General features: G+C 69.5%; 24 protein-coding genes. 11 read left to right on the plus strand and 13 right to left on the minus strand.

What is annotated here, in order from left to right; translation table 11 throughout:
• The 4 genes from ACWDX9_RS21210 to ACWDX9_RS21225 all read right to left on the minus strand — a co-directional run.
• Nucleotides 1–521 (minus strand): phosphotransferase (locus ACWDX9_RS21210; RefSeq protein ID WP_449956453.1); only part of this gene is annotated, 521 nt, incomplete at its 3' end.
• A gap of 101 nt (nucleotides 522–622) precedes the next feature.
• Complete coding sequence (locus tag ACWDX9_RS21215) at nucleotides 623–1,120, minus strand: DUF402 domain-containing protein (protein WP_449956455.1); 498 nt, start codon at nucleotides 1,118–1,120, stop codon at nucleotides 623–625.
• A 112-nt stretch (nucleotides 1,121–1,232) separates the two neighbouring features.
• Nucleotides 1,233–2,633, minus strand: a complete 1,401-nt coding sequence (locus ACWDX9_RS21220) for a hypothetical protein (protein WP_449956458.1) — start codon at nucleotides 2,631–2,633, stop codon at nucleotides 1,233–1,235.
• On the minus strand, nucleotides 2,630–3,886 hold the full coding sequence (locus tag ACWDX9_RS21225) for a glucarate dehydratase family protein (protein ID WP_449956461.1): 1,257 nt from the start codon (nucleotides 3,884–3,886) through the stop codon (nucleotides 2,630–2,632). The genes ACWDX9_RS21220 and ACWDX9_RS21225 overlap by 4 nt, the downstream gene beginning before the upstream one ends.
• 104 nt (nucleotides 3,887–3,990) lie before the next feature.
• On the opposite strand from ACWDX9_RS21225, the gene ACWDX9_RS21230 reads away from it, so the two are divergent.
• A complete protein-coding gene (locus ACWDX9_RS21230) occupies nucleotides 3,991–5,460 on the plus strand; it encodes an aldehyde dehydrogenase (NADP(+)) (protein ID WP_449956464.1) in 1,470 nt (489 codons plus the stop codon).
• 331 nt (nucleotides 5,461–5,791) lie between these two features.
• Entirely contained in the window at nucleotides 5,792–6,103 is a 312-nt protein-coding gene (locus ACWDX9_RS21235) for a hypothetical protein (RefSeq protein WP_449956465.1), read from the plus strand.
• 7 nt (nucleotides 6,104–6,110) lie between these two features.
• On the opposite strand, the gene ACWDX9_RS21240 is transcribed toward ACWDX9_RS21235, so the two are convergent.
• The 5 genes from ACWDX9_RS21240 to ACWDX9_RS21260 form a co-directional block, all read right to left on the minus strand.
• A complete protein-coding gene (locus tag ACWDX9_RS21240) occupies nucleotides 6,111–7,013 on the minus strand; it encodes a 5-dehydro-4-deoxyglucarate dehydratase (protein ID WP_449956468.1) in 903 nt (300 codons plus the stop codon).
• Nucleotides 7,014–7,025: 12 nt separating this feature from the next.
• Nucleotides 7,026–7,787, minus strand: a complete 762-nt coding sequence (locus ACWDX9_RS21245) for an IclR family transcriptional regulator (RefSeq protein WP_350724718.1) — start codon at nucleotides 7,785–7,787, stop codon at nucleotides 7,026–7,028.
• A gap of 67 nt (nucleotides 7,788–7,854) precedes the next feature.
• Entirely contained in the window at nucleotides 7,855–8,715 is an 861-nt protein-coding gene (locus tag ACWDX9_RS21250) for a carbohydrate ABC transporter permease (RefSeq protein ID WP_449956471.1), read from the minus strand.
• Nucleotides 8,712–9,641 (minus strand): carbohydrate ABC transporter permease, encoded by a 930-nt coding sequence (locus ACWDX9_RS21255; RefSeq protein WP_350724721.1) that lies wholly within the window; start codon nucleotides 9,639–9,641, stop codon nucleotides 8,712–8,714. Before ACWDX9_RS21255 ends, ACWDX9_RS21250 begins: the two co-directional genes overlap by 4 nt.
• A complete protein-coding gene (locus ACWDX9_RS21260) occupies nucleotides 9,638–10,945 on the minus strand; it encodes a sugar ABC transporter substrate-binding protein (protein ID WP_449956474.1) in 1,308 nt (435 codons plus the stop codon). Before ACWDX9_RS21260 ends, ACWDX9_RS21255 begins: the two co-directional genes overlap by 4 nt.
• Before the next feature lie 135 nt (nucleotides 10,946–11,080).
• On the opposite strand from ACWDX9_RS21260, the gene ACWDX9_RS21265 reads away from it, so the two are divergent.
• The 3 genes from ACWDX9_RS21265 (at nucleotide 11,081) to ACWDX9_RS21275 (ending at nucleotide 13,922) form a co-directional block, all read left to right on the plus strand.
• Nucleotides 11,081–11,875, plus strand: coding sequence for an NAD-dependent epimerase/dehydratase family protein (locus tag ACWDX9_RS21265; protein ID WP_449956477.1), 795 nt, complete (start codon nucleotides 11,081–11,083; stop codon nucleotides 11,873–11,875).
• Between the two features lie 152 nt (nucleotides 11,876–12,027).
• Nucleotides 12,028–12,990 carry a LacI family DNA-binding transcriptional regulator gene (locus ACWDX9_RS21270; protein WP_449956479.1) on the plus strand — a complete coding sequence of 321 codons (963 nt, stop codon included), beginning with the start codon at nucleotides 12,028–12,030 and terminating at the stop codon, nucleotides 12,988–12,990.
• A complete protein-coding gene (locus tag ACWDX9_RS21275; RefSeq protein WP_449956481.1) occupies nucleotides 12,987–13,922 on the plus strand; it encodes an aldose epimerase family protein in 936 nt (311 codons plus the stop codon). Before ACWDX9_RS21270 ends, ACWDX9_RS21275 begins: the two co-directional genes overlap by 4 nt.
• On the opposite strand, the gene ACWDX9_RS21280 is transcribed toward ACWDX9_RS21275, so the two are convergent.
• Together ACWDX9_RS21280 and ACWDX9_RS21285 are read right to left on the minus strand one after the other, a co-directional pair.
• A complete protein-coding gene (locus ACWDX9_RS21280; protein ID WP_449956484.1) occupies nucleotides 13,915–16,329 on the minus strand; it encodes a SpoIIE family protein phosphatase in 2,415 nt (804 codons plus the stop codon). The genes ACWDX9_RS21275 and ACWDX9_RS21280 overlap by 8 nt on opposite strands.
• Nucleotides 16,330–16,437: 108 nt before the next feature.
• Nucleotides 16,438–17,106, minus strand: coding sequence for a tyrosine-protein phosphatase (locus tag ACWDX9_RS21285; protein ID WP_449956487.1), 669 nt, complete (start codon nucleotides 17,104–17,106; stop codon nucleotides 16,438–16,440).
• A 146-nt stretch (nucleotides 17,107–17,252) separates the two neighbouring features.
• On the opposite strand from ACWDX9_RS21285, the gene ACWDX9_RS21290 reads away from it, so the two are divergent.
• The 6 genes from ACWDX9_RS21290 (at nucleotide 17,253) to ACWDX9_RS21315 (ending at nucleotide 23,765) form a co-directional block, all read left to right on the plus strand.
• Nucleotides 17,253–19,754: a DNA translocase FtsK gene (locus tag ACWDX9_RS21290; RefSeq protein WP_449956490.1), complete on the plus strand. Its 2,502-nt coding sequence runs from the start codon at nucleotides 17,253–17,255 to the stop codon at nucleotides 19,752–19,754.
• 75 nt (nucleotides 19,755–19,829) lie between these two features.
• Nucleotides 19,830–20,600 (plus strand): helix-turn-helix domain-containing protein, encoded by a 771-nt coding sequence (locus ACWDX9_RS21295; protein WP_364240200.1) that lies wholly within the window; start codon nucleotides 19,830–19,832, stop codon nucleotides 20,598–20,600.
• 60 nt (nucleotides 20,601–20,660) lie between these two features.
• Entirely contained in the window at nucleotides 20,661–22,070 is a 1,410-nt protein-coding gene (rimO, locus tag ACWDX9_RS21300) for a 30S ribosomal protein S12 methylthiotransferase RimO (RefSeq protein WP_449956494.1), read from the plus strand.
• Nucleotides 22,067–22,639 carry a CDP-diacylglycerol--glycerol-3-phosphate 3-phosphatidyltransferase gene (gene pgsA / locus ACWDX9_RS21305; protein ID WP_449956497.1) on the plus strand — a complete coding sequence of 191 codons (573 nt, stop codon included), beginning with the start codon at nucleotides 22,067–22,069 and terminating at the stop codon, nucleotides 22,637–22,639. Before rimO ends, pgsA begins: the two co-directional genes overlap by 4 nt.
• Nucleotides 22,640–22,642: 3 nt before the next feature.
• Nucleotides 22,643–23,134, plus strand: coding sequence for a CinA family protein (locus ACWDX9_RS21310; protein WP_449956499.1), 492 nt, complete (start codon nucleotides 22,643–22,645; stop codon nucleotides 23,132–23,134).
• Nucleotides 23,135–23,408: 274 nt separating this feature from the next.
• Complete coding sequence (locus tag ACWDX9_RS21315) at nucleotides 23,409–23,765, plus strand: helix-turn-helix domain-containing protein (protein ID WP_185071833.1); 357 nt, start codon at nucleotides 23,409–23,411, stop codon at nucleotides 23,763–23,765.
• On the opposite strand, the gene ACWDX9_RS21320 is transcribed toward ACWDX9_RS21315, so the two are convergent.
• Entirely contained in the window at nucleotides 23,762–24,541 is a 780-nt protein-coding gene (locus ACWDX9_RS21320; RefSeq protein ID WP_449956502.1) for a DNA-formamidopyrimidine glycosylase family protein, read from the minus strand. The two genes, ACWDX9_RS21315 and ACWDX9_RS21320, sit on opposite strands and share 4 nt — an antisense overlap.
• A gap of 9 nt (nucleotides 24,542–24,550) precedes the next feature.
• Complete coding sequence (locus ACWDX9_RS21325) at nucleotides 24,551–25,147, minus strand: TetR/AcrR family transcriptional regulator (RefSeq protein ID WP_364240192.1); 597 nt, start codon at nucleotides 25,145–25,147, stop codon at nucleotides 24,551–24,553.
• Nucleotides 25,148–25,207: the final 60 nt, after the last annotated feature.

Here is a 25,207-nt window from a genome sequence, read left to right on the forward strand (position 1 = left end):
ATCACGCCGGTGATCTCGTCACCGTCGACGAACACGTGAGTGATCTGCAGGTCGCCGTGCGTGAACACCGGCGTCCACGGCCGGAGCGCAGCCTCGGCAACCCGGCGGTTGCGCGTGACCAGGTCGGTGGGAAGGACGCCGTTCGTGACGAGCCACTCGCATTCGACGTCGAGGCGCGATGCGACCTCGTCGAGGCTCCGACCGGGCCATGGCGGCAGTGGCGCGTCGTGCAGCATCCGTGCGGCGGCACCCGCCGCGGCCCACGCCGCCGGCGACGCGGTCGACGGCTCGCCGAGGCGGCCGAGTGCCGTGCCTGGGAGGGTGGCGAGCGCGAGCACGGGCGGCTTCCGCCACAGGACCTCCGGCGTCGGGATCGGCGCCATGGCCATCGCCTCGACCTCGACGTCGGTGCGCGTCTGATCGGAGTCGATCTTCAGGAACACGTCACCGACGCGCAGGGTTGCGCGTTCGCGATGGGCGACGACGACCTCGATCTCGACCTCGACCTCGACCTTTTTCACGTCGGCGATTATCGCGGGGATGACCATAGACGTCACCGGGTTTATCGCGTGCGACTGTGCGGCTGATCCACTCCGGCGTTGGCGGTCGGGCCGTGAGTTGGTCAGGTGGTTCTGGTAAGCCATTCGAGGTGGGCGCCGCCGAATGGGCCCTTTCTGTGGCCTACTGCGTCGAGTAGCCAGCGGGCAGTGGCTTCTGCCTGGGTGATGAGCTCGGGGGGATAGCCCAGGAGGACCTGATGTTCGGCGAACTCGTCTTCGTCGTCGAGGATGAGCCGGCCGTCTCGCATCCTGATCACGTCGAGATCGAGGTCGAGCATCGTCACCTCGCCGTCTCTCCACTCGGGGACGGTCGTGACGTCGACGTAGATCTCGCTTCGGTGGGGTGGTGCGTTGAAGGACGCAGTCCACCAGGCGTTTCGAGGGAACAGCATGATCGCAGTGGTCTCCCACGTGACCGGTGGGCCCTCGCCCTTGCGGGCGACCGTTCCGCCGGGGACTTCGGCCCATACTCCGTGTTCGTCCTCGCCCAGCAGTTGGCCGGGGTGGTTCCAGTGCAGCGCTCCGCCGTACTTTCGGTACACAATTCGCACATTGGTCACGTATGGCAACTTATCCACGGTGCGGGGGACTTCAGTGCTCAGGGCCCTGCGTATGGCGCAGGACCCTGGAGTTCGGTTCTCGGCGGGTGTTCGGGTGGCTGAATTTGTCGTGTTAGGCGTGCTGGCGTAGAGCTTCTGTGATGGCGGCCAGGCGCTGTGGGGAGGCCAGACCGGCGTGGTACAGGTGAAACTCGGTCGCCCCTGCCTTGGCGTACGTACGGAGTTGGTCGGCCAGGGCTGCGGCGTCGGCCGGACGAGGGGGCAGGGCCAGGACGTAGGCGCCGATTCGCTGGCCGGGGGTGGACAGGTCCTTCAGCTGGGCGAGGCGGGTGGCGTCCGTGGCGGGGTCGCCCCAGCAGTTGGCCACCAGCACGTCTGCTCCCGGTTCGCCTGACGGCAGTGGTGCGAAGGCGCCTGCTGCCCAGGGGTTCGGGTTGGCGTGCAGGGTGATGGGGGTGTTGGGGGCGGTGTTGCGGGCGATGGCGATCAGGCGGTGGCGGAGAGAGTCGGACAGGTCTACGCGAACGGCGCGTACCTCGTCGGTCAGCTCGCCGAGAGCCTGTTCGATGGTGGGGGGGTGAGTGCTGGGAGTCGCGGTGCCGGCCGTGGTGCTGGTGTCGGCCGGGGTGGTGCTGGCCGTGGTGCTGGTGTCGGCCGGGGTGGTGCTGGCCGTGGTGCTGGTGTCGGCCGGGGTGGTGCTGGCCGTGGTGCTGGTGTCGGCCGCGGTGGCGCTGGCCGTCGTGTTGCCCGCCGTGGTGGTGCCGATCGTGCCGGTGCCGGTGCCGGTGCCGGTGCTGGTGCCGGTGCCGGTGGTGCCGGTCGTTGTGGTGCTGGCGGTGGGGGCAGGGGTGGGTTGCGTGAGGTGGGTGCGGTCGATGGTGGCGCGAACTCTGTCTCGGGTGTCTGCGGGGTAGCGGTCGGCGCAGGCAGCGCAGAAGCACAGGGAGAGGAGGTCTGAGTCGGCGGGTGTCCAGTCCGCACCGGAGGTTTTCTCGTGGACGCTCTGGTGGCCGAAGCCCATGGGGCCGCAGGCCTCCAGGATGAGGCCGTCCGGCTCGCCCACCGTGAGGATCTCCTTGACCAGGCGCTCGCAGTACTCCAGGACGTCCTCGTGGGCGGGGCAGAGCGCGTACGGGTACGGGTCGCCGAAGGCGTTGCGTACGACCAGGTCGGGATTCGCGGTGCCCAGGTGGGAGTTGTGCGTCAGGACGGTCCATGCGTGTACCTGGAGGCCGACCGCCTTCAGAGCGTCTCGGGCCTGGAGGTACGCGTCCTCAGGGGTCCAGGTGGGGGCCGCGGGGACCAGACGGGACCAGGACGCCGGGCGGATCGGCAGGTAGAAGGCCGGATAGGGAACGTCGAGTACGCGATGGGACGGGTGGTAAGGCGTGGCCGCTCTCGTCGAGTGGTAGCTCGCTGCCAGAGCTACCGCCTCCACCCCGAGGCCGGCCAGGCGGTCGGGGGCGGAGGGGTCGCCGACGATGTCCCAGGGGTAGACGTAGGCCACGTTCACCAGCGCGGTCTCCTTGCGGAAAAGGTGGGCTCGAAGCGTTGCATGTAACTCGTGTCGTCGCGGACGGAGATCCCGCACGTCTCGTACTGCTCGTTCATGACGGCCAGCGCGTCGCGGTCGAGCTCGACGCCGAGGCCGGGGCCGGTGGGCACGGGGACGGCGCCGTTCACGAAGCGCAGGACGCCGGGCGCGACCACGTCCTGGCCATCCTGCCAGGGGGTGTGCGTGTCGCACGCGAACGTGAGGTTCGGTGTGGCGGCGGCCAAATGGGTCATGGCGGCCAGGCTGATCCCGAGATGGGAGTTGGAGTGCATGGACAGCGCCAGGCCGAATGTGTCGCACAAGGCGGCGACGTGCGCGGAACGTACGAGACCGCCCCAGTAGTGGTGGTCCAGGAGGAGCACGCCGATCGCGCGGGAGGCGATGGCAGGAGGGAGGTGCTCATGGGTGACCACGCACATGTTCGTGGCGAGCGGCATGGGGACGGCGGCGGCCACTTCCGCCATGCCGGAAATGCCGGGAGTGGGGTCCTCCAGGTATTGGAGGGCGCCCTCCAGTTCCTGGCCCACGCGGATCGAGGTCTCGACCGTCCAGGCGGCGTTCGGGTCCAGGCGGAGGGGAACCCCAGGGAATGCCTCGTGAAGCGCGCGGGTTGCGGCTATTTCCTGGTCGGGAGGGAAAACGCCGCCTTTGAGCTTGATGGACTCGAAGCCGTATTCCTTGATGAGGAGGGACGCTTGTTCTACGAGACCCGATTCGTCCAAGGCTGCGCCGAACCGGTCGGGGTCCTGGCCGGGGTGGCCCGCCCACTTGTAGAAGAGGTACGCGCTGTACGGCACCGCATCCCGGACACGGCCGCCCAACAGATCACTCACCGGGACACCGGCCGCCTTGCCCCGGATGTCGAGGCAAGCCACCTCGAAGGGGGAGAAGACCCGGTCGATGCTCTTCTCCTTGGTGGCGGCACCGGTCAGTCCGTGCAGGTCGGTCACCGTGTGGCCGACGATCGCGCTGATCCGGGCGTACATCGTGTTCGTGGCGTGCACGTCGAGGCCGATCAGGGCCTGCGCGCACTCGCGTACCTTGCCCAGGTGCCCGAGGTCTCCATAGGTCTCCCCCAACCCGGTCAGGCCCTCATCGGTGACGACCTCGACAATGGTACGGAGGGCCCACGGCTCGTGGACTCCGGCGGCGTTCAGAAGCGGCGGATCCCGGAAGGCGACAGGCGTGACGCGGATCTGTCTGATGATCATTTAGACCGCCGTCCAGATATGTGAACAATAGCCAGATTTGTGGACAAGTTGCCGCAACTGTAAGAATCAAGCTGAAGAAGTGTCAAGCTCGGAAGGGCCTTTCGATGATCTACGGACACGACCCCAGGACCGGCGGGACCGTTGGCGCCGCACTGCCGGAGACCGACAGTGCCGGGGTCGACTTGATCGTTTCCGCCGCGGCCGCCGCCGGCGCTGCCTGGCGGGCGACTCCGGCGGCTGAGCGGGCGCTCGCGCTCGAGGCCGTCGCCGACGCGCTCACCGCGCACGTGGACGAGCTGTGGCAGCTCGCCGACCAGGAGACCGCGCTCGGCGAGGTACGGCTGCGCGGCGAGGTCGCGCGTACGGCGGGACAGTTCCGGCTCTTCGCCCAGGTCCTCAGGGACGGCGGTTACGTCGAGGCCATCATCGATCATGCGGATGCCTCGCTCGCGCCGCCCCGGCCCGACGTGCGGCGGATGAAGCACGCGCTGCCGGGCGTCGTCGCCGTGTTCGCGGCCAGCAACTTCCCGTTCGCGTTCTCCGTGGCCGGTGGTGACACGGCGTCCGCGCTGGCAGCGGGATGTCCGGTGGTCGTCAAGGCGCACCCCGGGCACCCGAACACCTCCGAGCGGGTGGCGAAGATCGTTCGTGACGCGCTCCCGTACCCCGACCTGCTGGGTCTGGTGCAGGGCATGCAGGCGGGGATCGATCTGGTGCAGCACCCCGGGGTGGTCGCGGCCGGGTTCACCGGGTCCGTGGCCGGCGGCAAGGCTATCCAGCGCCTGATCGACGAGCGGGAGGTGCCGATCCCGTTCTATGGCGAGCTGGGCAGCGTCAACCCCGTCGTCGTGCTGCCCTCCGCGCCGGCCAAGGACGTGGCCACGGGGTTCGCCGGGTCGCTGACGCTGGGGGTCGGGCAGTTCTGCACGAACCCCGGGCTCATGTTCGTGCCCGAGGGTGACGAGCTGCGCAAGGCCCTGGCCGAGGCGGTCGAGGGGACCAGCGGTGGCCCGATGCTGGCCGAGCGGATCAGGGACGGGTACGTCGGCGGTGTCGAGCGGCTGGGCGAGCTGCAGCTGCTGGCCGAGGGCAAGCCTGGGGAGGGGAGCTGGGCGGTCACGCCCAAGGTGTTCACCGCCGATCTCGACACGTTCGAGGAGAAGCTGCCGCGGATCGCCGAGGAGTGCTTCGGGCCGGCGTCGATCGTGGTGACGTATCGGGAAATTTCCGATTTGAGGCCCGTGCTTGAGCGGCTGGAAGGGTCGCTGACCGCGACCGTCCACGGCACCGATCCGGAGGAGGCCGGCGACGTCGTCGAGGTGCTCGGGAGGAAGGCCGGCCGGCTTATCTGGAACGGGTGGCCGACCGGGGTGGCCGTGTGCTGGGCGATGCAGCACGGCGGTCCTTGGCCTGCCGCGACCACGACGTCCACCTCTGTCGGGGCGACGGCGATCGATCGGTGGCTGGCGCCCACGGCGTACCAGGACTGGCCGGAGGCGCTGCTGCCGGACGAGCTCAAGGACGACAACCCGCTGTCCGTTCCGCGGAGGGTTGACGGTCGTCTGGAGGTGTGAGCGGGTCACTCCCGAAATGGGGGGTGATGGTGGTCGCGGGCTGACGGGGCTCGTGGCGATGGTTTCGTGCGGCTGACTGGCCGGCTGTGAGGCTGGCTGGTCGGTCGTGGGCCGAGGGGCCGCCATGGGCGACGGTGTGGCAATGGCGACGGTGTGGCAATGGCGACGGTGTGGCAATGGCGACGGCGTGGCAATGGGGCTGGGCTCGGTTGCCTGGGGTGGGGGTCGGGTGTCGGCCCGGGTGCGAGCCGGCTGTCGGCTTCGGGGTGAGGTGGGGTTGGGCTCTGGGTGGGGTGGAGCGTCGGTGCTGGGGTGAAGGTCAGGCGTTGGCTTGGGGTGGAGGGCTGGGCGGGCGCTGCGTCCCGACGCGGTCATACTGCGATTCGTAACCCTTGAAGAGGTACGAGGCATACAGATCCGAAGGCCGGTCACCTTCGTCGACGCACTCGAAGGCGGGCTCGCTGACGCGCTGCAGGACGGCGCCATCGACGCCGCCACCGCAGTCAGGGTCCTGCGCCATGCTCAGCGCTTCATCGACAAGCACCTGCGCAACCTGAAGCAAGACCCGCCGAGCTCGTGGCCGGACTTCCCGCCGGCAGCCATTCTGAACCTGGCTGAGCTGCCGCCCTTCGACGTCAGCTGAGGCTGAATCAACCGGCTATGGCCAGGCCGGTGGTGATGATGCGTTCCAGGGAGGCCGTGTGCTCAGGGGTCGGGTCCAGCAGAGGCGGGCGTACGCCTCCGACCTCCGTACCCCGCAACCGCGCCCCCGCCTTCACCAGCGAGACCGCATAGCCGGGAACAAGATCGCGGAGCTCCACCAGCGGGAGGTAGAAGTCGGTCAGCAGCCGCTGCGTCAGCACCTCGTCCCCGCCCGTCACCGCCTTGTAGAAGGCCAGGGAGATCTCGGGCGCGAAGGCGAACACCGCGCTCGAGTACAGGTTCACGCCGAGGCCGCGGTAGGCGGGGACGGTCAGTTCGGCGGTGGGGAGGCCGTTGAAGAAGGTGAAGTCCTTGCCGGTGGACCGGCGGACGGTGAGGATGATCCGTTGCAGCAGGTCGAAGTCGCCCAGGCCGTCCTTGAAGCCGATGATGTTGGGCAGCTCGGCGAGTTCGGCGACGGCTGAGGGGGTGAAGCGGGCGGTGCCGCGCTGGTAGATGATGATCGGCAGGTCGACGGTCGCGGCCACCTCGCGTACGTAGCGCACCAGGCCCGCGGGCGGGCCGCTGACCAGGTACGGCGGCATGAGCAGCAGCCCGTCGGCGCCCTGGGCGGCGGCCGCGCGGGCGATGGCCCTGGCGGCGGGCAGCGGGCCGCCGGCGCCGGCGAAGACGGGGACGCGGCCCGCGGTGGAGGCGACGGCGACGCCCACCACCCGGGTGTACTCGTCGAGGTCGAGGGCGTTGAACTCACCGGTGCCGCACGCGGCGAACACTCCTCCCGCTCCCGCCGCGACTCCGTCGGCGACGTGCCGGGCCAGCACGGGTTCGGCGAGGTCGCCATCGGTTTCGAAGGGGGTCACCGGGAAGAAGAGAACACCATCCAGCCGCATCGACGGTCCTTTCTAGCGGATGCCCTCCCTGCGAAGAGTGGCAGCCAGCTTGCGGGTGTGTTTGATCGCCGCCTCGGTGATCCGCTCGACCTCGGCGGGGGCCAGCCTCGCGGGCATCGAGCAGCTGATCGCGTCGGTGGCCGGGATGCGGTAGTCGACCGCGACGGCCACGCAGGCCAGGCCGGGGGTGCCCTGCTCGCGTTCGTACGCCCAGCCGCGGGTGCGGACCTGGTCGAGCTCGCCGGTCAGTTTGTTCAGGTCGGTGATGGTGCGGTCGGTGAGCGAGGACAGCGGGTCGGGCAGGATGGCCATGACCTCGTCGTCGGTGAGCTGGGCGAGCAGCACCTGGCCGAGCGCGGTGACGTGGGCGGGCAGGCGCCGGCCCACCCTGGGGATCACGTGGTCGGCCTCGCGTGACTCGCGGGTGGCCAGGTAGAGCACGTGCGCGCCGTCGCGGCGGGCGAAATGGGCGGTCTGGCCGATCTCTGCCCGCAGGTCCTCCAAGGTCTCCTGCGCGAACGGCAGCGCGGGATCCTTGTCGAGGTACGCGGTGCCGGTGAGCAGCGCGTGCGGCCCGATCCCGAACGCGGACCTGGCCGAGTCGGTCTCGACCCAGTTGAGCTCGACCAGCGTCCGCATGAGGGCGTGGAGGCTGCTGCGCGGGAACCCGGTGCGCTGCTGGAGCTCCGACAGCGTCAGGCTGTCGTGCGAATCGGCCAGGGCCTCCAGGATGCGCACCGTCCGCTCCGCGGACTTGACCAGCTGAGGCTCCATACTCCATCCCCTCTACTGCTGCGGGTTGACATCCAGGATATGGGATAGCGTCCAGATACATGGACACTTAACCCTTGATGGCACCGCTTGTCAGACCGCGCATGAACTGCCGCTGGAAGGCCAGGAACGCGATGATCGACGGCAGCAGCGCCAGCAGCGAGGCGGCCAGCAGCACGCCGATCCCGACCTCCTCGTCGGAGCGGAGCGAACGCAGCGCGATGGGCAGCGTCCACATGCTCGACTCGGGCGCGACGATCAGGGGCAGCAGGTACTGGTCCCAGATCATCGTGAAGCCGAACACCCCGATCACGCCGAGCGCGGGACGGCACAGCGGCAGGATGATGGTGGCGAAGATCCGTATTTCCCCCGCGCCGTCGATGCGCGCGGCCTCCTCCAGCTCGACCGGCACCTCCTTCATGAACTCGGTCATGACCAGGATGGAGAAGCCCCAGGCGCCGACCGGCAGGATCATGCCCGCGTACGTGCCGATGAGGTTCACGTGCAGCAGCGGCATGTCGGCCAGGACCAGCGAGAGGGGGATCGCGATGATCTCCTCGGGGAGCATCATCGTGGTGAGCATGAGCAGCAGGACGAACGTCATGCCGCGGAACTTCTTGCGGGCCAGCGAGTACGCGGCGAAGACGCTCACCAGCATCTGCAGCAGCAGGCCGAAGCCCACGACGATGAAGGAGTTCAGCAGGTAGAGGTAGACGTTCTTCTCCTTGGCCTGGACGAAGTTCTCCAGCGTGAACTCGTCCGGCCACAGGGAGAAGGCGGTGGGGTCGAGCGTCTTGCTGAAGGCGCTGACGAGCAGCCCGACCAGCGGCCCGGTGAAAACCACCACCATAAAGCCATAAATCAGGATCTTTCCGCCGACGGCCAGCGGCCCCTTGCGCGACTCCAGCCCCAGCGCGCTGTCGAACCTCATGTCGCCTGCCTCCTGCGCAACATCTGCGCGACCAGGGTGAGCACCAGCGTGGCCAGGAACAGCACGATCCCGCCCGCCGAGGCCACACCCAGGTCGTTCTTCTGGAACCCGAGCTTGTAGATCAGCGTCATCAGCACCTCGGACGACCCGTTCGGACCGCCGTTCGTCAGGACGTACACCTCGACGAAGACCCGCAGCCCGCGGATGGCGGCCAGCGTGAACAGGATCCAGAACACCGGCCGCAGGGCGGGCAGCGTGATGTGCCGCAGTCGGTGCCAGGTGGAGGCGCCGTCGACGGCCGCGGCCTCGTAGAGCGTGCGGTCGACGCCGACCAGCCCGGCCAGGAAGATCATCATGTCGTACGGGGTGCCGCGCCAGATGCTCATCAGCATGATCGACCACAGGGAGGAGTGCTCGCTGGCCAGCCACGGCTGGGGATCGATGCCGGCCCAGCCGATGATGACGTTCAGCATCCCGCTGTCGGCCGGGTGGAACATGATCCGCCACACCTCGGCCACGGCCGCCATCGTGGTGACGACGGGCAGGAACGCCGCGGTGCGCACGAACCACAGGTAGCGCGCCGGCCCCTCGATGAGCAGCGCGAACCCCAGCCCCAGGACGAGCGAGCCGACCGTGGTGCCAAGGGCCAGCAGGATGCTGTGCCAGATGGCCGCGGCGAAGTCGGCGTCGCTGATGATCGTCTGGTAGTTCTGCAGGCCCAGCCACTCGTCACCGAGGAACGTCTGGACCTTGAAGAAGCTTTTCCACAGGCCCACGAACATCGGGATGAACTTGAAGTACAGGAACAGCAGCAGCGCGGGCGCCAGGAACAGCCAGGTGATCAGCGGCCCCCGCCACCGCACCCGCTTGGTGCGGCGGTGGGGGGTCGCCGTCCGGCTGCGCGCCTCGGTCAGTGTCGAGGTCATGACGCTTTCTGGCTCTGGAGTTCCTGGGTGAGTTTGGTGTTCAGCTGGTCCATGGCCGCCTTGACGTTGGAGGAGCAGTCGGCCCAGACCGCGTTGATGGAGTCGGCGGAGTCCTGGCGGATGGGCGCCCAGTTCGGCACGGGCGGGGCGTAGACGGCGTTCGCGTACGCGTCCTGGAACACCTTCCAGCGCGGATCCTGCCGCTCGGCGGCCATGTCGACCTGGGTGTTGACGGGCAGGCGGACGATGGCGCCGTTGGCGTCCTTGTTCATGCCGATCCGCTGGCCGTCAGGGGAGATCGCGAACTCGGCGAACTTCTTCTGCGCGTCCTGCTGGTCGGAGCCGGCCATCAGGTAGACGTTCTCGCCCTCGCCGAGGGTGCCGGGACCACCGGACGGGCCCTTGGGCAGGGGCAGAACCTCGATCTTGTCGGTCCCGACGCTCTTGACGAACCTGGCCAGCACATACGGACCGACCAGGTAGATGCCGCCCTGGCCCTTCTCGAACACCTCGTGCGTGACGGTCGTGTCGTTGCTCACGGCGCCGGGGTTGACGGTCTTGGACTTGCAGAACTGGTCCTGCAGGTACTGGACGGCCTCGACGGTCTTGGGGTCGCTGACCGTGGACTGGAAGTGGCCGCCACCGGTGCTCTTGATGAAGTCTCCGCCGTTGGCGTAGATGAGGGACGAGGCGTACCAGGAGGCGTAGCCGCGCTTGGTGCCCGCCGGGATGACGAAGCCGGCCGTGTCGGCCTGGCCGTTGCCGTCGGGGTCCTTCTCGGTGAACGCCTGCGCCAGCTTGGCCAGGTCGTCCCAGGTCTTCGGCGGCTCCATGCCGACCTTCTCGCGCCAGTCCTTCCGTACGATCAGCGCGAAGGCCTGGGCGGAGAACGGGGCGGCGTAGAGCTTGCCGTCGCTGCCCGTCGCGGCCACCCACGCGCGGTCGGACAGCTTGTCGCTGCCGGCCAGCGTGGCCTTGTCGATCTCGCGCAGCCAGCCCTGCGAGTGCATGTTTCCGAGCTGGGCGGTGTCGTTGATCACAATGTCGGGAAGCTTCTTCTGGGCGGCCTGCTGGTTCAGCTTGGTCTCGAAGTCGTCGAATAGCGCGACGACTTTCGTCTTCACCCCGCTGGCCTTCGTGAATGCGTCGGCGAGTTTCACCGCCGTCTTGGCGGAGTCCGAATCGGGCGCCTGCCTGATCCAGATCTCCAGAGCGTTGTCTGAGCTTGATCCCCCGGAACCGCAGCCTGTCAGCGTTACGGCCAGGGTCGCTGTCATCGCGACCCCGAGCAGACGACGTGACATCAGACCGCCTCCCGTTCACATACGTGGACATGAGTCGTGGACTTGAACTCGTGGCTGTGAACGTAACTAGTTGCATGGTTCACGGTCAATATTCAAGGATGTGAATTTCGGCCAGAATCGTGTACACCATGAGACATGCGCATTCTTATGACCGGAGCTGCTGGAAAAGTTGGCACGCTGCTCCGCCCACGGCTCGCCCGTGACGGCCGCACCCTGCGGCTTTCCGACCTTCACCCGATCGAGCCGGGCCCCGGCGAGGAGTGGGTGACGGCCGACCTCGCCGACCCGGCCGCGGTGGCCGAGGCGATGAAGGGCGTGGACGCGGTGATTCACCTTGGCGGCCAGAGCCGGGAACATCCCTGGGCTGACATCGTGCAGGCCAACATCAACGGCACGCAAGTGCTGTTGGAGGCGGCGCGCGAGGAGGGCGTCCGGCAGTTGGTGCTCATGGGCAGCCACCACGCGGCCGGTTACCACACCCGCCCCGCTGACGGCTCCGATTTGCCCGACTACGCCTTTCCCCGGCCTGACACCTTCTACGGAGTGAGCAAGGTCGTCATGGAGGCGCTCGGGAGCCTGTACCGCGACCGGTTCGGCATGAATGTCACCGTGGTCCGGCTCGGCACCTGCAACGAGGCCTCCGGCGACACGCGGGGGCTGGCCACGTGGATCTCGCCTGACGACCTGACCCGGCTGGTCGAGGCGGCGCTGACCGCGCCCGGGTACCACGTGGTCTGGGGGGTCTCGGACAACGCGCGGCGGTGGTGGTCGCTGGAGGAGGCCAAGGCCATCGGGTACGAGTCCCGCGACTCCTCCGACTCCCAGGCGGCGGCGCTCATCGCCGAGCTGGGGGAGCCGGATCTTTCCGAGCCGCTCCACAACCGCGCCGGAGGGGTGTTCACCCTCAACGAGCTGGGGGGTCGCTGGTAACCCTGGTCGATCGGCGGCCGCCGCCGTACCGGGCCGGCCGCATCGTATGGGGTGGAGAGCGGGGAGGCCGGCAACCGGTTGCAAGAACCTTGACGACGGGAGGCGCGAAGGTCAAGGTTTATTCTGGCAACCGTTTGCAAGGGAGAACGACGATGGCGGCGACGATCAAGGACGTGGCCCGCGCCTGCGGCGTGCACGTCTCCACCGTGTCCCGCACCTTCTCCGCCCCCCACCTGGTCAATCCTGCCACCAGAAGCCGCGTGCTGGCCGCCGCCGACGACCTCGGTTACCGGCCCAACCGCGCCGCCAGGGCGCTCACGACCGGCCGCACGTTCAACATGGGCCTGATCGTGGCGGACATCGCCAACCCGTTCTTCCCGCCGCTCATCAAGGCCGCCCAGGCGCAGGCCAGGGGCCGCGACTACCACGTGTTCGTGGCCGACACCGACGAGGATCCGCGCGTCGAGGAGGAGCTGATCAGGACGTTCACCAAGCAGGTGGACGGCGTCCTGCTGTGCAGCCCCCGCCTGTCGAACAAGATGATCGAACGGCTGGCCGAGGACGTGCCGTTCGTGGTGGTCAACCGGCGCATCCGCGGCATGCCCGCCGTCCTGATGAACGTCGCACAGGGCGCCAAGCTGGCGCTGGAGCACCTGGTCGGGCTGGGGCATCGCAGGATCGCGCTCGTGTCGGGCCCGATCGGCTCGTGGACCAGCAACGAGATGCAGGGCGCCGCGGCCGAGTCGTCCGGGCTCGACCTCGTCTTCTTCGGCCCCAACCAGCCCACGGAGTCGGGCGGCCTGGCGGTGGCCGCCGACGTGGCGGCCTGCGGGGCCACGGCGGTGCTGGCGTACAACGATCTCGTCGCGCTTGGCCTCATTGAGGGGCTGTCGGAGATGGGGATAGGGGTACCAGACCAGATAAGTGTGATCGGGTTCGACGACATCCTGCCGGGACGGCTCAACCGGCCCAAGCTCACCACGGTGGCCATGCCGGCCGTGGCCGCCGGGAGGATGGCCGTCGACCTGCTGCTCCAGTCGGGGGGCGAGGGCGCGACAGTGACCCTCGACACCGCCCTCATTGTCAGAGAGTCCACGGGAAGGGCCCAATCATGAACTTCGGAACGCTGCCGTCAGGGGAGAGCGTCGAGCTGGTGGAGCTGTCGTCGGGACGGCTGCGCGCCGAGGTGCTCACGTACGGCGCCATCGTGCGCTCGCTGGAGGTGTCCGGCCGCAACGTGGTCCTCGGCCTGGACACGCTGGAGGACTACCTGACCCGCAGCCGCTACTTCGGCGCGGTCGTCGGCAGGTACGGCAACCGCATCGCGAACGGCCGCTTCACCCTGGACGGCGTCGAGTACGAGCTGGCCGTCAACAACGGCACCGCCCACCTGCACGGCGGCATCGTGGGCTTCGACAAGCACGTGTGGTCCATCGAGTCCAACGACGCCACGTCGGTGACGCTCAGGCTGATCAGTCCCGACGGCGACGAGGGCTACCCCGGCACGCTGACCGCCCGGGTGACGTACACGCTCGAGGACGACGCGCTCCGCATCGACTACGAGACGGAGACCGAGGCCCCGACCGTGGTCAACCTGACCAACCACTCCTACTTCGACCTCTCGGGCGAGGGCGACGTGCGCGACCACGTCGTGCGGATCGACGCCGACCACTACCTGCCGGTGGACGACGCCAAGATCCCCACGGGAGAGCTCGCGCCGGTCAAGGGCACGGCGTTCGACTTCACCGAGCCGCACGCGGTGGGGGAGCGCAACGACGGCGCCTACGACCACTGCTACGTGCTCGGCGGCGGCGGCGCCACGGTGACGGCCGGCGGCCTGACCATGGAGGTCACGACGACCGAGCCGGGCGTGCAGTTCTACACCGGCCACATGCTGGACGGGGACGCGACGCCGTACGGGCCCTTCGGCGGGCTGTGCCTGGAGACGCAGCACTTCCCCGACTCGCCCAACAAGCCCCAGTTCCCCTCCACCGTGCTCCGCCCGGGCACGCGGCGTACCTCGACCACCACGTACAAGTTCATCTAGGTGAGGCCTTGATCACCAGCAGGGCCACGTCGTCCTGCGGTGGCTGCTCGGCGAACGTCTCGACCGCGTGCCGCACGCGTTCGGCCACCGCGTGGGCGCTCAGCCCCGTGCAGCCGGCCAGCAGCTCGGCCAGCCCGTCGCCGTCGTCGAGCAGCCGGCCGTCGTTGCGCCGCTCGGTCACCCCGTCGGTGACGCACAGCAGCAGCTCCTCCGGCGCCAGCTCGAACGTCTCGACGTAGAACCTGGCGCCGGACTCGATGCCCAGCAGCAGCTGCGGGCTCGCCATGGGCTCGACCTTGCCGTCCCGCCGCAGCAGGAGTGGGGGAGGGTGGCCCGCGGAGGCGATCGTGCAGAGCGCGCCGCCCTGCGGCAGCGGGGTCAGCTCGCCGCACAGCAGGCTGAGGAACCTGCCCTCCTCGCCCTCCTCCAGCAGCGCGTGGTTGAGCCGGTCGAAGATGTCGGCCACCGTGTAGTGCTCCTTGGCCAGCAGGCGTACGGCGTGGCGGGCGAGCCCGGTGACGGCGGCCGCCTCGGGCCCGCTGCCGCAGACGTCGCCCAGCGCGAAGCACCAGTGGTCGGCCACCGTGAACAGGTCGTAGAAGTCGCCCCCGACGTGCGCGCCCTCCTCGGCCGGCTCGTAGACGACCGCGGACTCCAGGCCGGGCATGGGCGCCACGCGCATGGGCAGCAGGCTGCGCTGCAGCACCCGGGAGGTGGTCGCCTGCCTGGCGTACAGCATGGCGGTGTGCAGGTTGAGCGCCACCAGGCGGCACAGGTCCGACAGCAGGTCGGCCAGCTCCAGCGGCAGGGTCGGCTCGGTGCGGCCGATCACCAGCGCCCCGTGCGACCTGCCCTGCGTGAGCAGCGGGAACGACAGCACGGTCTCGGGGCCGACCGGCCAGCTCACCTCGCTGAGGGCGGTGCGCGGGATGGCGGGCAGCGACTTGCGCAGGTCGGCGTTGTGGCGCTCCTCGCTGTGCCAGACGTGGGCGAGCCTGGTCATGCCCGCGAGGTCGGTCAGGTAGACGGCCGCCCAGGTGGCGATCTTGGGTACGACGAGCTGCGCGGTCAGCGCCGCGATCAGCTCCTCGTCGTGCACGCCCGCCAGCAGCTCGCCCGCCTCCGCCAGGAACGACAGCCGCCCCCGGTGCGCGCGGTCCTGCTCGGCCAGCCGCTCGCGCTGCACGGGCACGGCCACCTGGCCGGCGATGTGCTGGAGGCTGACCGTGAGCTCCTGGTCGAAGCGGTCCGGCTGGGCGGCCGTCACCACGATGTAGCCGGCCAGCTCCCCGCCGACCAGCAGCGGCGCGCACGCCAGCGACCTGGCGCGCAGCTGCTGGGCCAGCTCGACGTCCACGGCGAGCAGGTCCTCGATCATGGTGGGGGTCGTGCGCTCCGCGCCGAACACGCCGGTGGCCAGCACCCCCACCAGCCCCGCCGTCGCGCCCGCGCCCGCCGCCACGCCGAACCTGTTGCCGCCCTCCGCGGCGAGCAGCACGTACGCGGCGTCGCCCCCGCTGGAGATCTGCACGATCCGGGCGATCGTGTCGAGCAGCTCGGCGAACGGCATGTCCTGGCCGAGCAGGTCCTTGATGCGCCGGCCGGCCCCGCCCAGCTGCGGCGCCGGTGGTGGCGTCAGCACGTAGCCGTGGTCGGCGGCCACCACCATCCAGATCGAGCAGCGCTGCCGCCGGGAGCGCAGGTGGGAGACGTAGACGGGGACGAGCCGGCCGTCCTGGTGCCGCATGCGCGCCTCGCCCCGCCAGCGGCCCAGGCCGAGGGTGTCGGCCAGCGACAGCGCGTACGGCCCGTGGCCGCGCCAGGCCACTAACCGCTCCAGGGATCGGCCGACCGCCTGGTCGGCCCGCCAGCCGAGCAGCTTCTCGGCCTCCGGGTTCCACGACCGCACGACCCCGTCGCGGTCGGCGACGATCACGCCGACGTGCAGGGTCTCGATGGGCGCAGCGGTGGGCGGCGGCGGCGCGGGCTCCTGGACGTCGCAGCCGTCGGAGATCTCCATGCGCACCCAGACGCGCTTGGCGGTCCTCGTGTACGTGACGCCCCAGGCGTCGGCCAGCATGCCCGCGAGCGCGAGGCCGCGCCCCGACGCACGCGTCGGCTCGGGCGCGGGCCCGGCCGCCATGATCGTCCGCGTGGGGTGGCGGTCGTCGACCTCGATCTCCAGCTTCGGAGGGCTGGCCGTCACGTCCAGGCGGCAGGTGAGCTCGACGCCGGTGCCCGCGTGCACGACGGCGTTCGTGACGAGTTCGCTGGTCAGCAGCACGGCGTCCTCCGCCAGATGGCTCAGGCGCCATTCGCCGAGCACCTGGCGGACGAACTTGCGCGCCTGAGCCGGGGCAAGGGGCGTCCCGTCGAAGGCCGTGCTCGACACCCTGGTCGTGTCCACTCTGCGTCCTAGAACATCACTCGATGTGGCAGTACGGTCACTCTCAGAGTGTCAGAATGGTGCCGTTGATACCTCCTGTTGCGAAGAAGGTGGGCCGGACCGACGCGATCAGGGCACGAGGGCGGCCCTGAGGCGGTCCACGTGCGCCTTGGTGAGGCCGTTGGCCAGTAGGAGCCGCTCCGCGCCGCCGAGTTCGCCCAGCGCGACCAGGAACGTCCGCATCGCGCTCTCCGGCGCCTCCAGCAGCGCGGCGGGCGCGTCCCGCGACGGCGTCATGTCCAGCATGAGCATGACGTCGGGCAGCGCCTTCGCGGTGAGCGCGTAGTCGCGGACGATGGCCTCGTGCTCCACGCCGAGCAGGTCGAGGATCAGCGCGACGACGATGCCGGTGCGGTCCTTGCCCGCGGCGCAGTGGACGAGGGCGGGCAGGCCGTCGGCGATCTCGGCGACGACGCCGGCGAACCAGGTCGTCCTGTGGCGCAGGAGGCCGACGTACAGGTCGCCGAGGGTCAGGTCGGGCGGCAGTGCCGCGAGCTGGGCGGGCGAGGCGTCGGAGGAGCCCGCGCCGAGCAGCGCGTGCCGGACGGCGCCGCCGAGGACGGGGGCCCAGTCGCCGGGGCCCCGCTCGTTGTCGCCGCGCAGGTCGGCGATGAGCCGCAGGCCGGCCACCAGCTTCGCGTCCTCGGCCGTGAGGGTGTGCGGCTGCGCGGAGCGGTAGAGCACACCGGGGCGCAGCGCGGTCTCCGTCGCGATGTCCCGGAGGTTGAGGAGTGGCATAGGACCATTCAGGAAGGAGTTGTCTGCGGTCGTACGGCTTTTACGTGGACATCGGGTGAACCTTCCCGGGATCTTCGTGCCCGTTTGGCGGGGTCGTCGGCGAGCCTCCGCGCGATCCACGGTGTCTCCGACGTACCTTTGGCATCATGGCCACCCGTACGCCGAAAAGCGCATCGAAGGGGCCGGCGAAGCGGTCGACCTCGTCTCGTCCGACCCCCGCCAAGCGCGGGGCCGCGTCGACGGGACGTCCCCGGGCGGCCTCCGGTCGCAAGCCTTCGATGACCCACCCGGACCCGATCAGCTGGGTCTTCACGATGATCGGCAAGCTGATCGTCGGGCTGTGGATGCTGCTCGCCAACGGCATCGGCAGCACGGCTCGCGCGCTGGGCAAGAACGCCCGCGAGCTCGATCCCGCGCACCGGCGCGACGGGGTGGGCCTGACGGTGCTCGCGGGAGCGATCGTGCTGGCGGCCATGACGTGGCGCAACGCCGACGGGGCCGTCTCCGGCGTGGTGAACGCGACCGTGCACGGCGTGTTCGGATCGCTGGCGTGGGCGCTGCCGCTGCTGTTCGGGCTGCTGGCCTGGCGCTACCTGCGCCACCCCGACCAGAACGCCGACACCGGGCGCATGGTGATCGGGTGGGCCGCGCTGATGGTCGGCGTGCTGGGCGTCATCCACGTGGCCAACGGCACTCCCTACCCGGCCGGCGAGGGCCAGGGCATGGACAAGGTGTCGCAGGCCGGGGGCATGGTCGGGTTCATCGTGTCGGCGCCGCCTATGAGCATCCTGCCGCCGTGGATCACGATCCCGCTGCTGCTGCTCCTGTCCGGGTTCGGCGTGCTGGTGATCACCGCCACCCCCGTGCACCGGATCCCGGAGCGGCTGGCCGAGCTCAAGCACATGCTCTTCGAACGGCATGCCGAGCCCGCGCCGCGGCAGCCGGGCAAGAAGCGGGTCAGGACCTCCAAGAAGCCCGCCGAGGAGGGGGGCGAGTCGGTCAAGCCGTACGACACCCCGGTCCTGGCGGACAAGACCGACAAGCGGCCCGAGCACTCGCCCGAGATCGTGCCCGGTCTGACGGACGAGGACGAGGCGCCCGCCGCCGAGCCCGAGAAGCGGCCGGAGCCGCCCCAGCCGACGCCCGCGCCCCGCAAGGTGGAGCAGCTCGTGCTGTCGCCGCAGGCGGGCCCGTACAGCCTGCCCGACCTGCAGTTCCTCAAGCAGGGCACGGCGCCCAAGCCGCAGACCAAGGCCAACACCACCGTGGTCAACGCGCTGACCAGCGTGCTGGAGCAGTTCACCATCGACGCGCAGGTGATCGGGTTCACCCGGGGGCCGACGGTGACCCGCTACGAGATCGAGCTGGGGCCCGCGGTCAAGGTGGAGAAGGTCACGGCGCTCACGAAGAACATCGCGTACGCCGTCAAGTCCGCCGACGTCCGGATCTTGTCGCCCATCCCGGGCAAGTCGGCGATCGGGGTCGAGATCCCGAACGCCGACAAGGACCTGGTGGCCCTGGGCGACGTGCTGCGCGCGCAGGTGGCGCAGGCCGACCACCACCCGATGATCGTCGGCCTGGGCAAGGACGTCGAGGGCCGCACCATCGTCGCGAACCTCGCCAAGATGCCCCACCTGCTCATCGCGGGCGCCACCGGCGCCGGTAAGTCGGTCTGCGTCAACGGGCTGATCACCAGCATCCTCATGCGGGCCACGCCCGACGAGGTGCGGATGGTGCTGGTAGACCCCAAGCGGGTCGAGCTCAGCGTGTACGAGGGCATCCCCCACCTGATCACGCCGATCATCACCAGCCCGAAGAAGGCCGCAGAAGCCCTCGAATGGGTCGTGGGCGAGATGGACCGGCGCTACGACGACCTGGCGGCGTCGGGGTTCAGGCACGTCGACGAGTTCAACAAGGCCGTGCGGGCCGGCAAGCTGCAGCCGCCGCCCGGGAGCGAGCGGGTCTACCAGCCGTACCCGTACCTGCTGGTGATCGTGGACGAGCTGGCCGACCTCATGATGGTGGCCCCGCGCGACGTCGAGGACTCGATCGTGCGCATCACGCAGCTCGCCCGCGCGGCCGGCATCCACCTGGTGATCGCCACCCAGCGGCCCTCCGTGGACGTCGTCACCGGCCTGATCAAGGCGAACGTGCCGTCCAGGCTCGCGTTCGCCGTGTCGAGCCTCACCGACTCGCGGGTCATCCTCGACCAGCCGGGCGCCGACAAGCTGGTCGGCCAGGGTGACGCGCTGTTCCTGCCGATGGGCGCGAGCAAGCCCATCCGCATCCAGAACGCGTTCGTCTCCGAGAAGGAGATCGCGGAGATCGTCACGCACTGCAAGGCGCAGATGCAGGCCGAATACCGCGAGGACGTGGCCGCCGCGCCGGTCAAGCGGGAGATCGACGAGGACATCGGCGACGACCTCGACGTGCTGATCCAGGCCGCCGAGCTGATCGTGACCACCCAGTTCGGCTCGACCTCGATGCTGCAGCGCAAGCTGCGGGTCGGGTTCGCCAAGGCGGGACGGCTGATGGACCTCCTGGAGAGCCGGAACGTGGTCGGCCCGAGCGAGGGCTCCAAGGCCCGCGAGGTGCTGGTCAAACCGGACGATCTGCCGGGTTTGCTGGCCGACCTGCGTGGCGAATGACCCCAATGCGTGCCTGCCGGGTAGTAACTGGTTGAATATAAATCACTACCCATTGTGGTAGCAGGTGCAGGTGCCGTGGGGGAGGCGTTCGTTGTGCAGGAGCAGAGCATCGGGGCCATGCTGGCGGCAGCCAGGCATGCTGCCGGGCTGACCGTCGAGCAGGTCAGCGCGGCCACCAGGATCCGCGAGGCGATCATCCATGGCCTGGAGCAGGATGACGGCAGCCAGTGCGGTGGCGACTTCTACACCAGGGGGCACGTCAAGGCCGTGGCCAAGGCGGTGGGGCTCGATCCGGAGGCCACCGTCCATCTCTACGACCAGCAGCACGGCGGGGCGCCCAGGCCGGTCGCGGCCTCGGCCGTGTTCCAGGCCGACAAGAAGATCAACGTTCCGGAGCGGCGGGGGCCCAACTGGACGATGGCGCTCGGGGTGGCGCTGGCGATCGTGGTCGTCTTCGGCATGATGCGCGTGCTGGGCGGCGCGAGCGACCAGGTGCGGACGGCCGACGTGCAGGTGGCCTCGGCCCGGCCCAAGGTCCCGCCGAACATGCCCGTCCAGCCGAAGCCGGCGGCGGGCAAGGCGGTCAAACGCACGGTGACCGTCGAGATCAAGGCGAAGCGGTCGTCGTACGTCCAGGCTCACGACGCGATGGGGCGCAAGCTGTTCGCGGGCACGCTGAAGGCCGGAAAGTCCGACACGTGGAGTGCGGAAGACAAGGTCAGCGTGCTGCTGGCGGATGCGTCGGCCGTTACGCTGCAGGTGAACGGCAAGAAAGTGAAGCTGGACGCAGGCAGGGGGGAGATGCTGCGGCGCTCGTTCGGGCCACCCAAAACGACCGAGCGATAGCCATCTGGCGGGAGCCCGTGCATCGGGTGGTGGCCAACTCCCGATACCGTAGTGTTCACCATGTCATCCCGCCGAACCGCATCGCTGATCACTCTGGGCTGCGCGCGCAACGAGGTCGACTCCGAGGAGCTGGCCGCGCGACTCGAGGCTGCCGGTTGGCAGCTGGGCGACGACGACCCCGATGTCGTCGTCGTCAACACGTGTGGCTTCATCGACTCGGCCAAGAAGGACTCCATCGACACACTGCTGGCCGCCGCCGACACCGGCGCAAAGGTGGTCGCAGCGGGCTGTATGGCCGAGCGCTACGGCAACGAGCTGGCCCAGGCACTGCCCGAAGCCAGCGCGGTGATCTCCTTCGACGACTACACGGAGATCGGCGGCCGCCTCGACGACGTCCTCGCCGGGCGGCCGCTGAAGCCCCACACGCCACGTGACCGCCGCACCCTGCTACCCATCTCGCCGGTGGACCGTGCCAGCGCCCCCAAGGCCAACATCCCCGGCCACGGCGATCTGCCCGCGGGCCTCGCGCCCGCGAGCGGCCCGCGCGTGCTGCGCAAGCGCCTCGACGAGAGCCCAGTGGCCTCGCTCAAGCTGGCCTCCGGCTGCGACCGGCGCTGCACGTTCTGCGCCATCCCGGCCTTCCGCGGCTCCTACGTCTCGCGCCGGCCCGACGAACTGCTGGCCGAGGCCGACTGGCTGGCCCACCGTGGCGTGCGCGAGCTCGTCCTGGTCAGCGAGAACTCCACGTCCTACGGCAAGGATCTCGGCGACCTCCGGGCGCTGGAGAAGCTGCTGCCCGAGCTGGCGGCCGTCGAGGGCGTCTCCCGGGTGCGGGTCAGCTACCTGCAGCCCGCCGAGCTACGTCCGGGGCTCATCGACGTGCTCACGGGCACCGAGGGCGTCGCCCCCTACTTCGACCTGTCCTTCCAGCACGCGAGTGGCACCGTGCTGCGCAGGATGCGCCGCTTCGGCGACCCGGAGCGCTTCCTGGGGCTGCTCGAGACCATCCGCGAGCGCGCCCCCGAGGCGGGCGTGCGCTCCAACTTCATTGTGGGCTTCCCCGGCGAGACCGAGGAGGAGTTCGGCGAGCTGGTGGGCTTCCTGGAGGCGGCCAGGCTCGACGTGATCGGCGTGTTCGGCTACTCCGACGAGGACGGCACGGAGGCCGCCGATCTGCCGGGCAAGCTCGACCAGGAGGTCATCGACGAGCGCGTGCGCGTGCTCACCGAGCTGGCCGAGGAGCTGACCGCCCAGCGCGCGGAGGAGCGCATAGGCACCGAGGTCGACGTGCTGATCGACGACGACCTGGGCGACGGGGGCTACGAGGGCCGGGCCGCCCACCAGGGTCCCGAGGTCGACGGCTCCGTCACGGTTCAGGGGATCGGCCTCGTCAGGGGGCAGATCGTGCGCGCGGTCGTGGTCGACTCCGAGGGGGTCGACCTGATCGCGCGTATCAAGGCAAGTCCATGAAAAGGGACGAGCGCCGCGTCGTAAGCCCGTGGAACATCGCCAACGTCCTCACGGTTCTCCGGTTGGTGCTCGTCCCCTTCTTCGTCGTCTGCCTGTTCCTGCCGGGGATGGGCTGGCGGGTGGCCGCGCTGGCGGTCTTCGCGGTGGCCTCGATCACCGATCACCTGGACGGTGAGCTGGCCAGGCGGTACGGCCTGATCACCGACTTCGGCAAGATCGCCGACCCGATCGCAGACAAGGCGCTCACCGGCGCGGCGCTGGTGAGCCTGTCCATACTCAACGAGCTGCCCTGGTGGGTCACGATCCCGATCCTCGGCAGGGAGCTCGGCATCACGGCACTCAGGTTCCTGCTGCTGCGGCGCGCGGTCATCCCGGCCAGCTACGGCGGCAAGGTCAAGACCGTGCTGCAGATCGCCGCGATCGTGCTCTATCTCCTGCCGTGGGTGCCGGGGCCCGTCCGGTGGGTGGTCATGGGGGCGGCTCTGGTGGTCACCGTGGCCACCGGGGTCGACTACGTCATCAGGGCAGTGCGGCTGCGCAAGGTCGCCAGGCAGGTGCGCGGGGAGTGATCGATGGCCGATGTGGCCGAGGTTCTGACGATGCTGGTGAGCCGGTCCGCCACGGTGGCGGTGGCCGAGTCGCTGACCGGCGGGCTCATCGGGGCCGCCATCACGTCGGTCTCGGGGTCGTCGAAGGCGTTCAGGGGCGGGGTGATCTCGTACGCCACCGATCTCAAGCAGGAGCTGCTGGGGGTGCCGGGGGAACTGCTGCGGCGCGAGGGGGCCGTACATCCTGAGGTGGCCGCGGCCATGGCGGCGGGGGTCGCGCGGCTGTGCGGGGCCACGTACGGGCTGGCCGTGACGGGTGTGGCCGGGCCGGAGCCGCAGGACGGCAAGCCCGTCGGCACCGTGTACGCGGCCGTCTGCGGGCCGGGAGGCAGGATTTGGGGGCGTGAATTGAGACTTGGCGGGTCGCGCGAACGTATCAGGGTAGAGACGGTGGACGAGGCAGTCGATCTACTGTCAGGTGTGCTGAAGGCGAACATAGGGGAACATTCCGGGTGATTACCGTGTTACGTCCCGAGCGAACATGCGAAGCACGGTCTGACGCGGTGTCGGTGGATACGGGTACGGTGGAGCTGTGAGTGAGGTCCGTGAGCCAACTGCAAGCACCGAGCGCCCGGCAGGCGGGCCTGAAGCGTCGCGAGCGGCGGTCCCGGGGCGGCCACGCCCCATGATGACGGCGAGGAGTATGTACGAAGCTAAGAAGACCACAGTGCGGCACGATCCGATCGCGCGGGGCGTGGTGAAGTCATCCGCGCCGGGGAGGGAGCGACAGATGATTCTGCTGCGTCAGCTGCTCGGCGACGTGCTGAGGCGGTTGAGGGTGCGGCAGGGGCGCACGCTACGCGAGGTGTCCACCCAGGCACGTGTCTCGCTCGGCTACTTGTCCGAGGTCGAGCGCGGCCAGAAGGAAGCCTCGTCGGAGCTGCTGGCGTCCATTTGCGGCGCACTCGAAGTGCCCCTTTCGCAGGTGTTGCGTGAGGTTTCCGACCAGTTCGCGCTGGCGGAGCTCCAGGCTGCCCCTGTGCTGGCCGACGTGCCCGATCGCGAACGGCTGCCCCTTACGGAGACGGTCCCCGGGTCTATTTCCGACTCCGTGTTCCCCGAAGTCAAGGACATGGTGGCTGCCTAACCCAGCTGGCAGCCAGCACACCACAGGATCAGCCGTTCCTGTGGCTGCGCCCCCATCTCCCCACGGCTGATGCGGGTGCCGCATCGGCGACAGGGCCTCCCTGCCCTGCCGTAGACCCACGTCTGGTTCGCCGGGCGGCGATCACCTGTGGTCACCGTGCCCGCATGCCCCTTGTTCGCGTCCAGCAAGCGCTGGGCCAGTGACACGAGCCCGTTGAGATCCTCGATCTCCCCGACCTTCTTCCACGGCCAGACACCGCGCAGGAACAGGGTCTCGGCGCGATAGATCGTGCCGATCCCAGCCAGGTTGCGCTGATCGAGCAGCGCCTCCCCGATGGTCCTGTCGGGCGCCCCTCGCAGCCTTCGCACGGCCTCATCCGGGTCCCAGTCCGGGCCGAGCAGATCCGGCCCCAGATGGCCGACCAGCCGCGCCTCCTCGCCTGTCCTGACGAGATCCACCATTCCCAGCCTGACCCCCACCGCCTGCCACCGCTCGTTGGCCAGGATCAGCCTGACCTGGTCGCCCGGCGCGGTCCGGCGTCCGGCCGCCATGACCTGCCAGCTCCCGTCCATGCGCAGATGGGTGTGCACGGTCAGGTCGCCTTCGACGCGGGTGAGCAGGTGCTTGCCCCTGGAGACCGTGGTGAGGACCGCACGGCCGGTCAGGTCGGCCGTGGCGTGCCTGGGGACGCGGAAGTCCGACCTGGTGAGCACCTGGCCGTCCAGCGCGCCGCGCAGCTTCGCGGCCGTGCGGTAGACGGCGTCTCCTTCGGGCATCCCTCCAGTCTAGGAACGCGCACCCGTCTCGTGCGCGGCCACCCAGCCGTCCACCAGCGCGCACAGCTGGTCCAGCGCCTCCTCTGCACGCTCGCGCTCGCCGGTCGTGAGGAAGTCGATCTGCAGCCCCGAGTACGCCGAGTTGACCAGCGTGGAGATCCGCAGCGCCTCCGCCTCCGGGACGCCCCGGTCGCGCAGCAGTCCCGCCACGAACTCCGACCGGTCGGCCAGCAGCCGGGGCACGTGCCCCATGAGCCGGCCACCGGCCGCCAGCCCCTCGATCTCGCGGATCAGGCGGGCGACCGGCAGGTTCTCCTCCCGCGCCTGCCAGTCCCAGGTGCGGCGGATGATCGTGCCCACGCTGTCGGAGCCCGACCAGCCCGGCAGCGCGCGCAGCCATTCGCGGTGCCGCTCGTCGAGGCGCTCCATGGTGGCCGAGAGCAGCGCCTCCTTGTCGGCGAAGTGGTGGGTCAGCACGCGGGTGGACTTGCCCAGGTGCTCGGCGAGCGGGCGCATCGACAGGGTCGAGAGGCCATGTCCGGCCAGGTAGTCGACGATCTGGTCGAGCAGTTCGGCCCGGCGGTGCGGGTCGGCGGTCCTGGCCATCGGCGAAATCCCTTTGCGGTCATTGGGGTTACGACTGTTACCTTATATGGGAAACGACTG

This window comes from Nonomuraea sp. NPDC003201, assembly GCF_053590415.1.

Bases quoted from the DNA above. Each gene is read 5' to 3' on its own strand.
- ACWDX9_RS21320 (WP_449956502.1), bottom strand. From the start codon at position 24,541: ATGCCCGAAGGAGACGCCGTCTACCGCACGGCCGCGAAGCTGCGCGGC.
- ACWDX9_RS21245 (WP_350724718.1), bottom strand. From the start codon at position 7,787: ATGGAGCCTCAGCTGGTCAAGTCCGCGGAGCGGACGGTGCGCATCCTG.
- ACWDX9_RS21250 (WP_449956471.1), bottom strand. From the start codon at position 8,715: ATGAGGTTCGACAGCGCGCTGGGGCTGGAGTCGCGCAAGGGGCCGCTG.
- ACWDX9_RS21270 (WP_449956479.1), top strand. From the start codon at position 12,028: ATGGCGGCGACGATCAAGGACGTGGCCCGCGCCTGCGGCGTGCACGTC.
- rimO (WP_449956494.1), top strand. From the start codon at position 20,661: ATGTCATCCCGCCGAACCGCATCGCTGATCACTCTGGGCTGCGCGCGC.
- ACWDX9_RS21255 (WP_350724721.1), bottom strand. From the start codon at position 9,641: ATGACCTCGACACTGACCGAGGCGCGCAGCCGGACGGCGACCCCCCAC.
- ACWDX9_RS21225 (WP_449956461.1), bottom strand. From the start codon at position 3,886: ATGATCATCAGACAGATCCGCGTCACGCCTGTCGCCTTCCGGGATCCG.
- ACWDX9_RS21285 (WP_449956487.1), bottom strand. From the start codon at position 17,106: ATGCCACTCCTCAACCTCCGGGACATCGCGACGGAGACCGCGCTGCGC.
- ACWDX9_RS21325 (WP_364240192.1), bottom strand. From the start codon at position 25,147: ATGGCCAGGACCGCCGACCCGCACCGCCGGGCCGAACTGCTCGACCAG.
- ACWDX9_RS21290 (WP_449956490.1), top strand. From the start codon at position 17,253: ATGGCCACCCGTACGCCGAAAAGCGCATCGAAGGGGCCGGCGAAGCGG.
- ACWDX9_RS21265 (WP_449956477.1), top strand. From the start codon at position 11,081: ATGCGCATTCTTATGACCGGAGCTGCTGGAAAAGTTGGCACGCTGCTC.
- ACWDX9_RS21230 (WP_449956464.1), top strand. From the start codon at position 3,991: ATGATCTACGGACACGACCCCAGGACCGGCGGGACCGTTGGCGCCGCA.
- pgsA (WP_449956497.1), top strand. From the start codon at position 22,067: ATGAAAAGGGACGAGCGCCGCGTCGTAAGCCCGTGGAACATCGCCAAC.
- ACWDX9_RS21240 (WP_449956468.1), bottom strand. From the start codon at position 7,013: ATGCGGCTGGATGGTGTTCTCTTCTTCCCGGTGACCCCCTTCGAAACC.
- ACWDX9_RS21275 (WP_449956481.1), top strand. From the start codon at position 12,987: ATGAACTTCGGAACGCTGCCGTCAGGGGAGAGCGTCGAGCTGGTGGAG.
- ACWDX9_RS21310 (WP_449956499.1), top strand. From the start codon at position 22,643: ATGGCCGATGTGGCCGAGGTTCTGACGATGCTGGTGAGCCGGTCCGCC.
- ACWDX9_RS21260 (WP_449956474.1), bottom strand. From the start codon at position 10,945: ATGTCACGTCGTCTGCTCGGGGTCGCGATGACAGCGACCCTGGCCGTA.
- ACWDX9_RS21315 (WP_185071833.1), top strand. From the start codon at position 23,409: ATGATTCTGCTGCGTCAGCTGCTCGGCGACGTGCTGAGGCGGTTGAGG.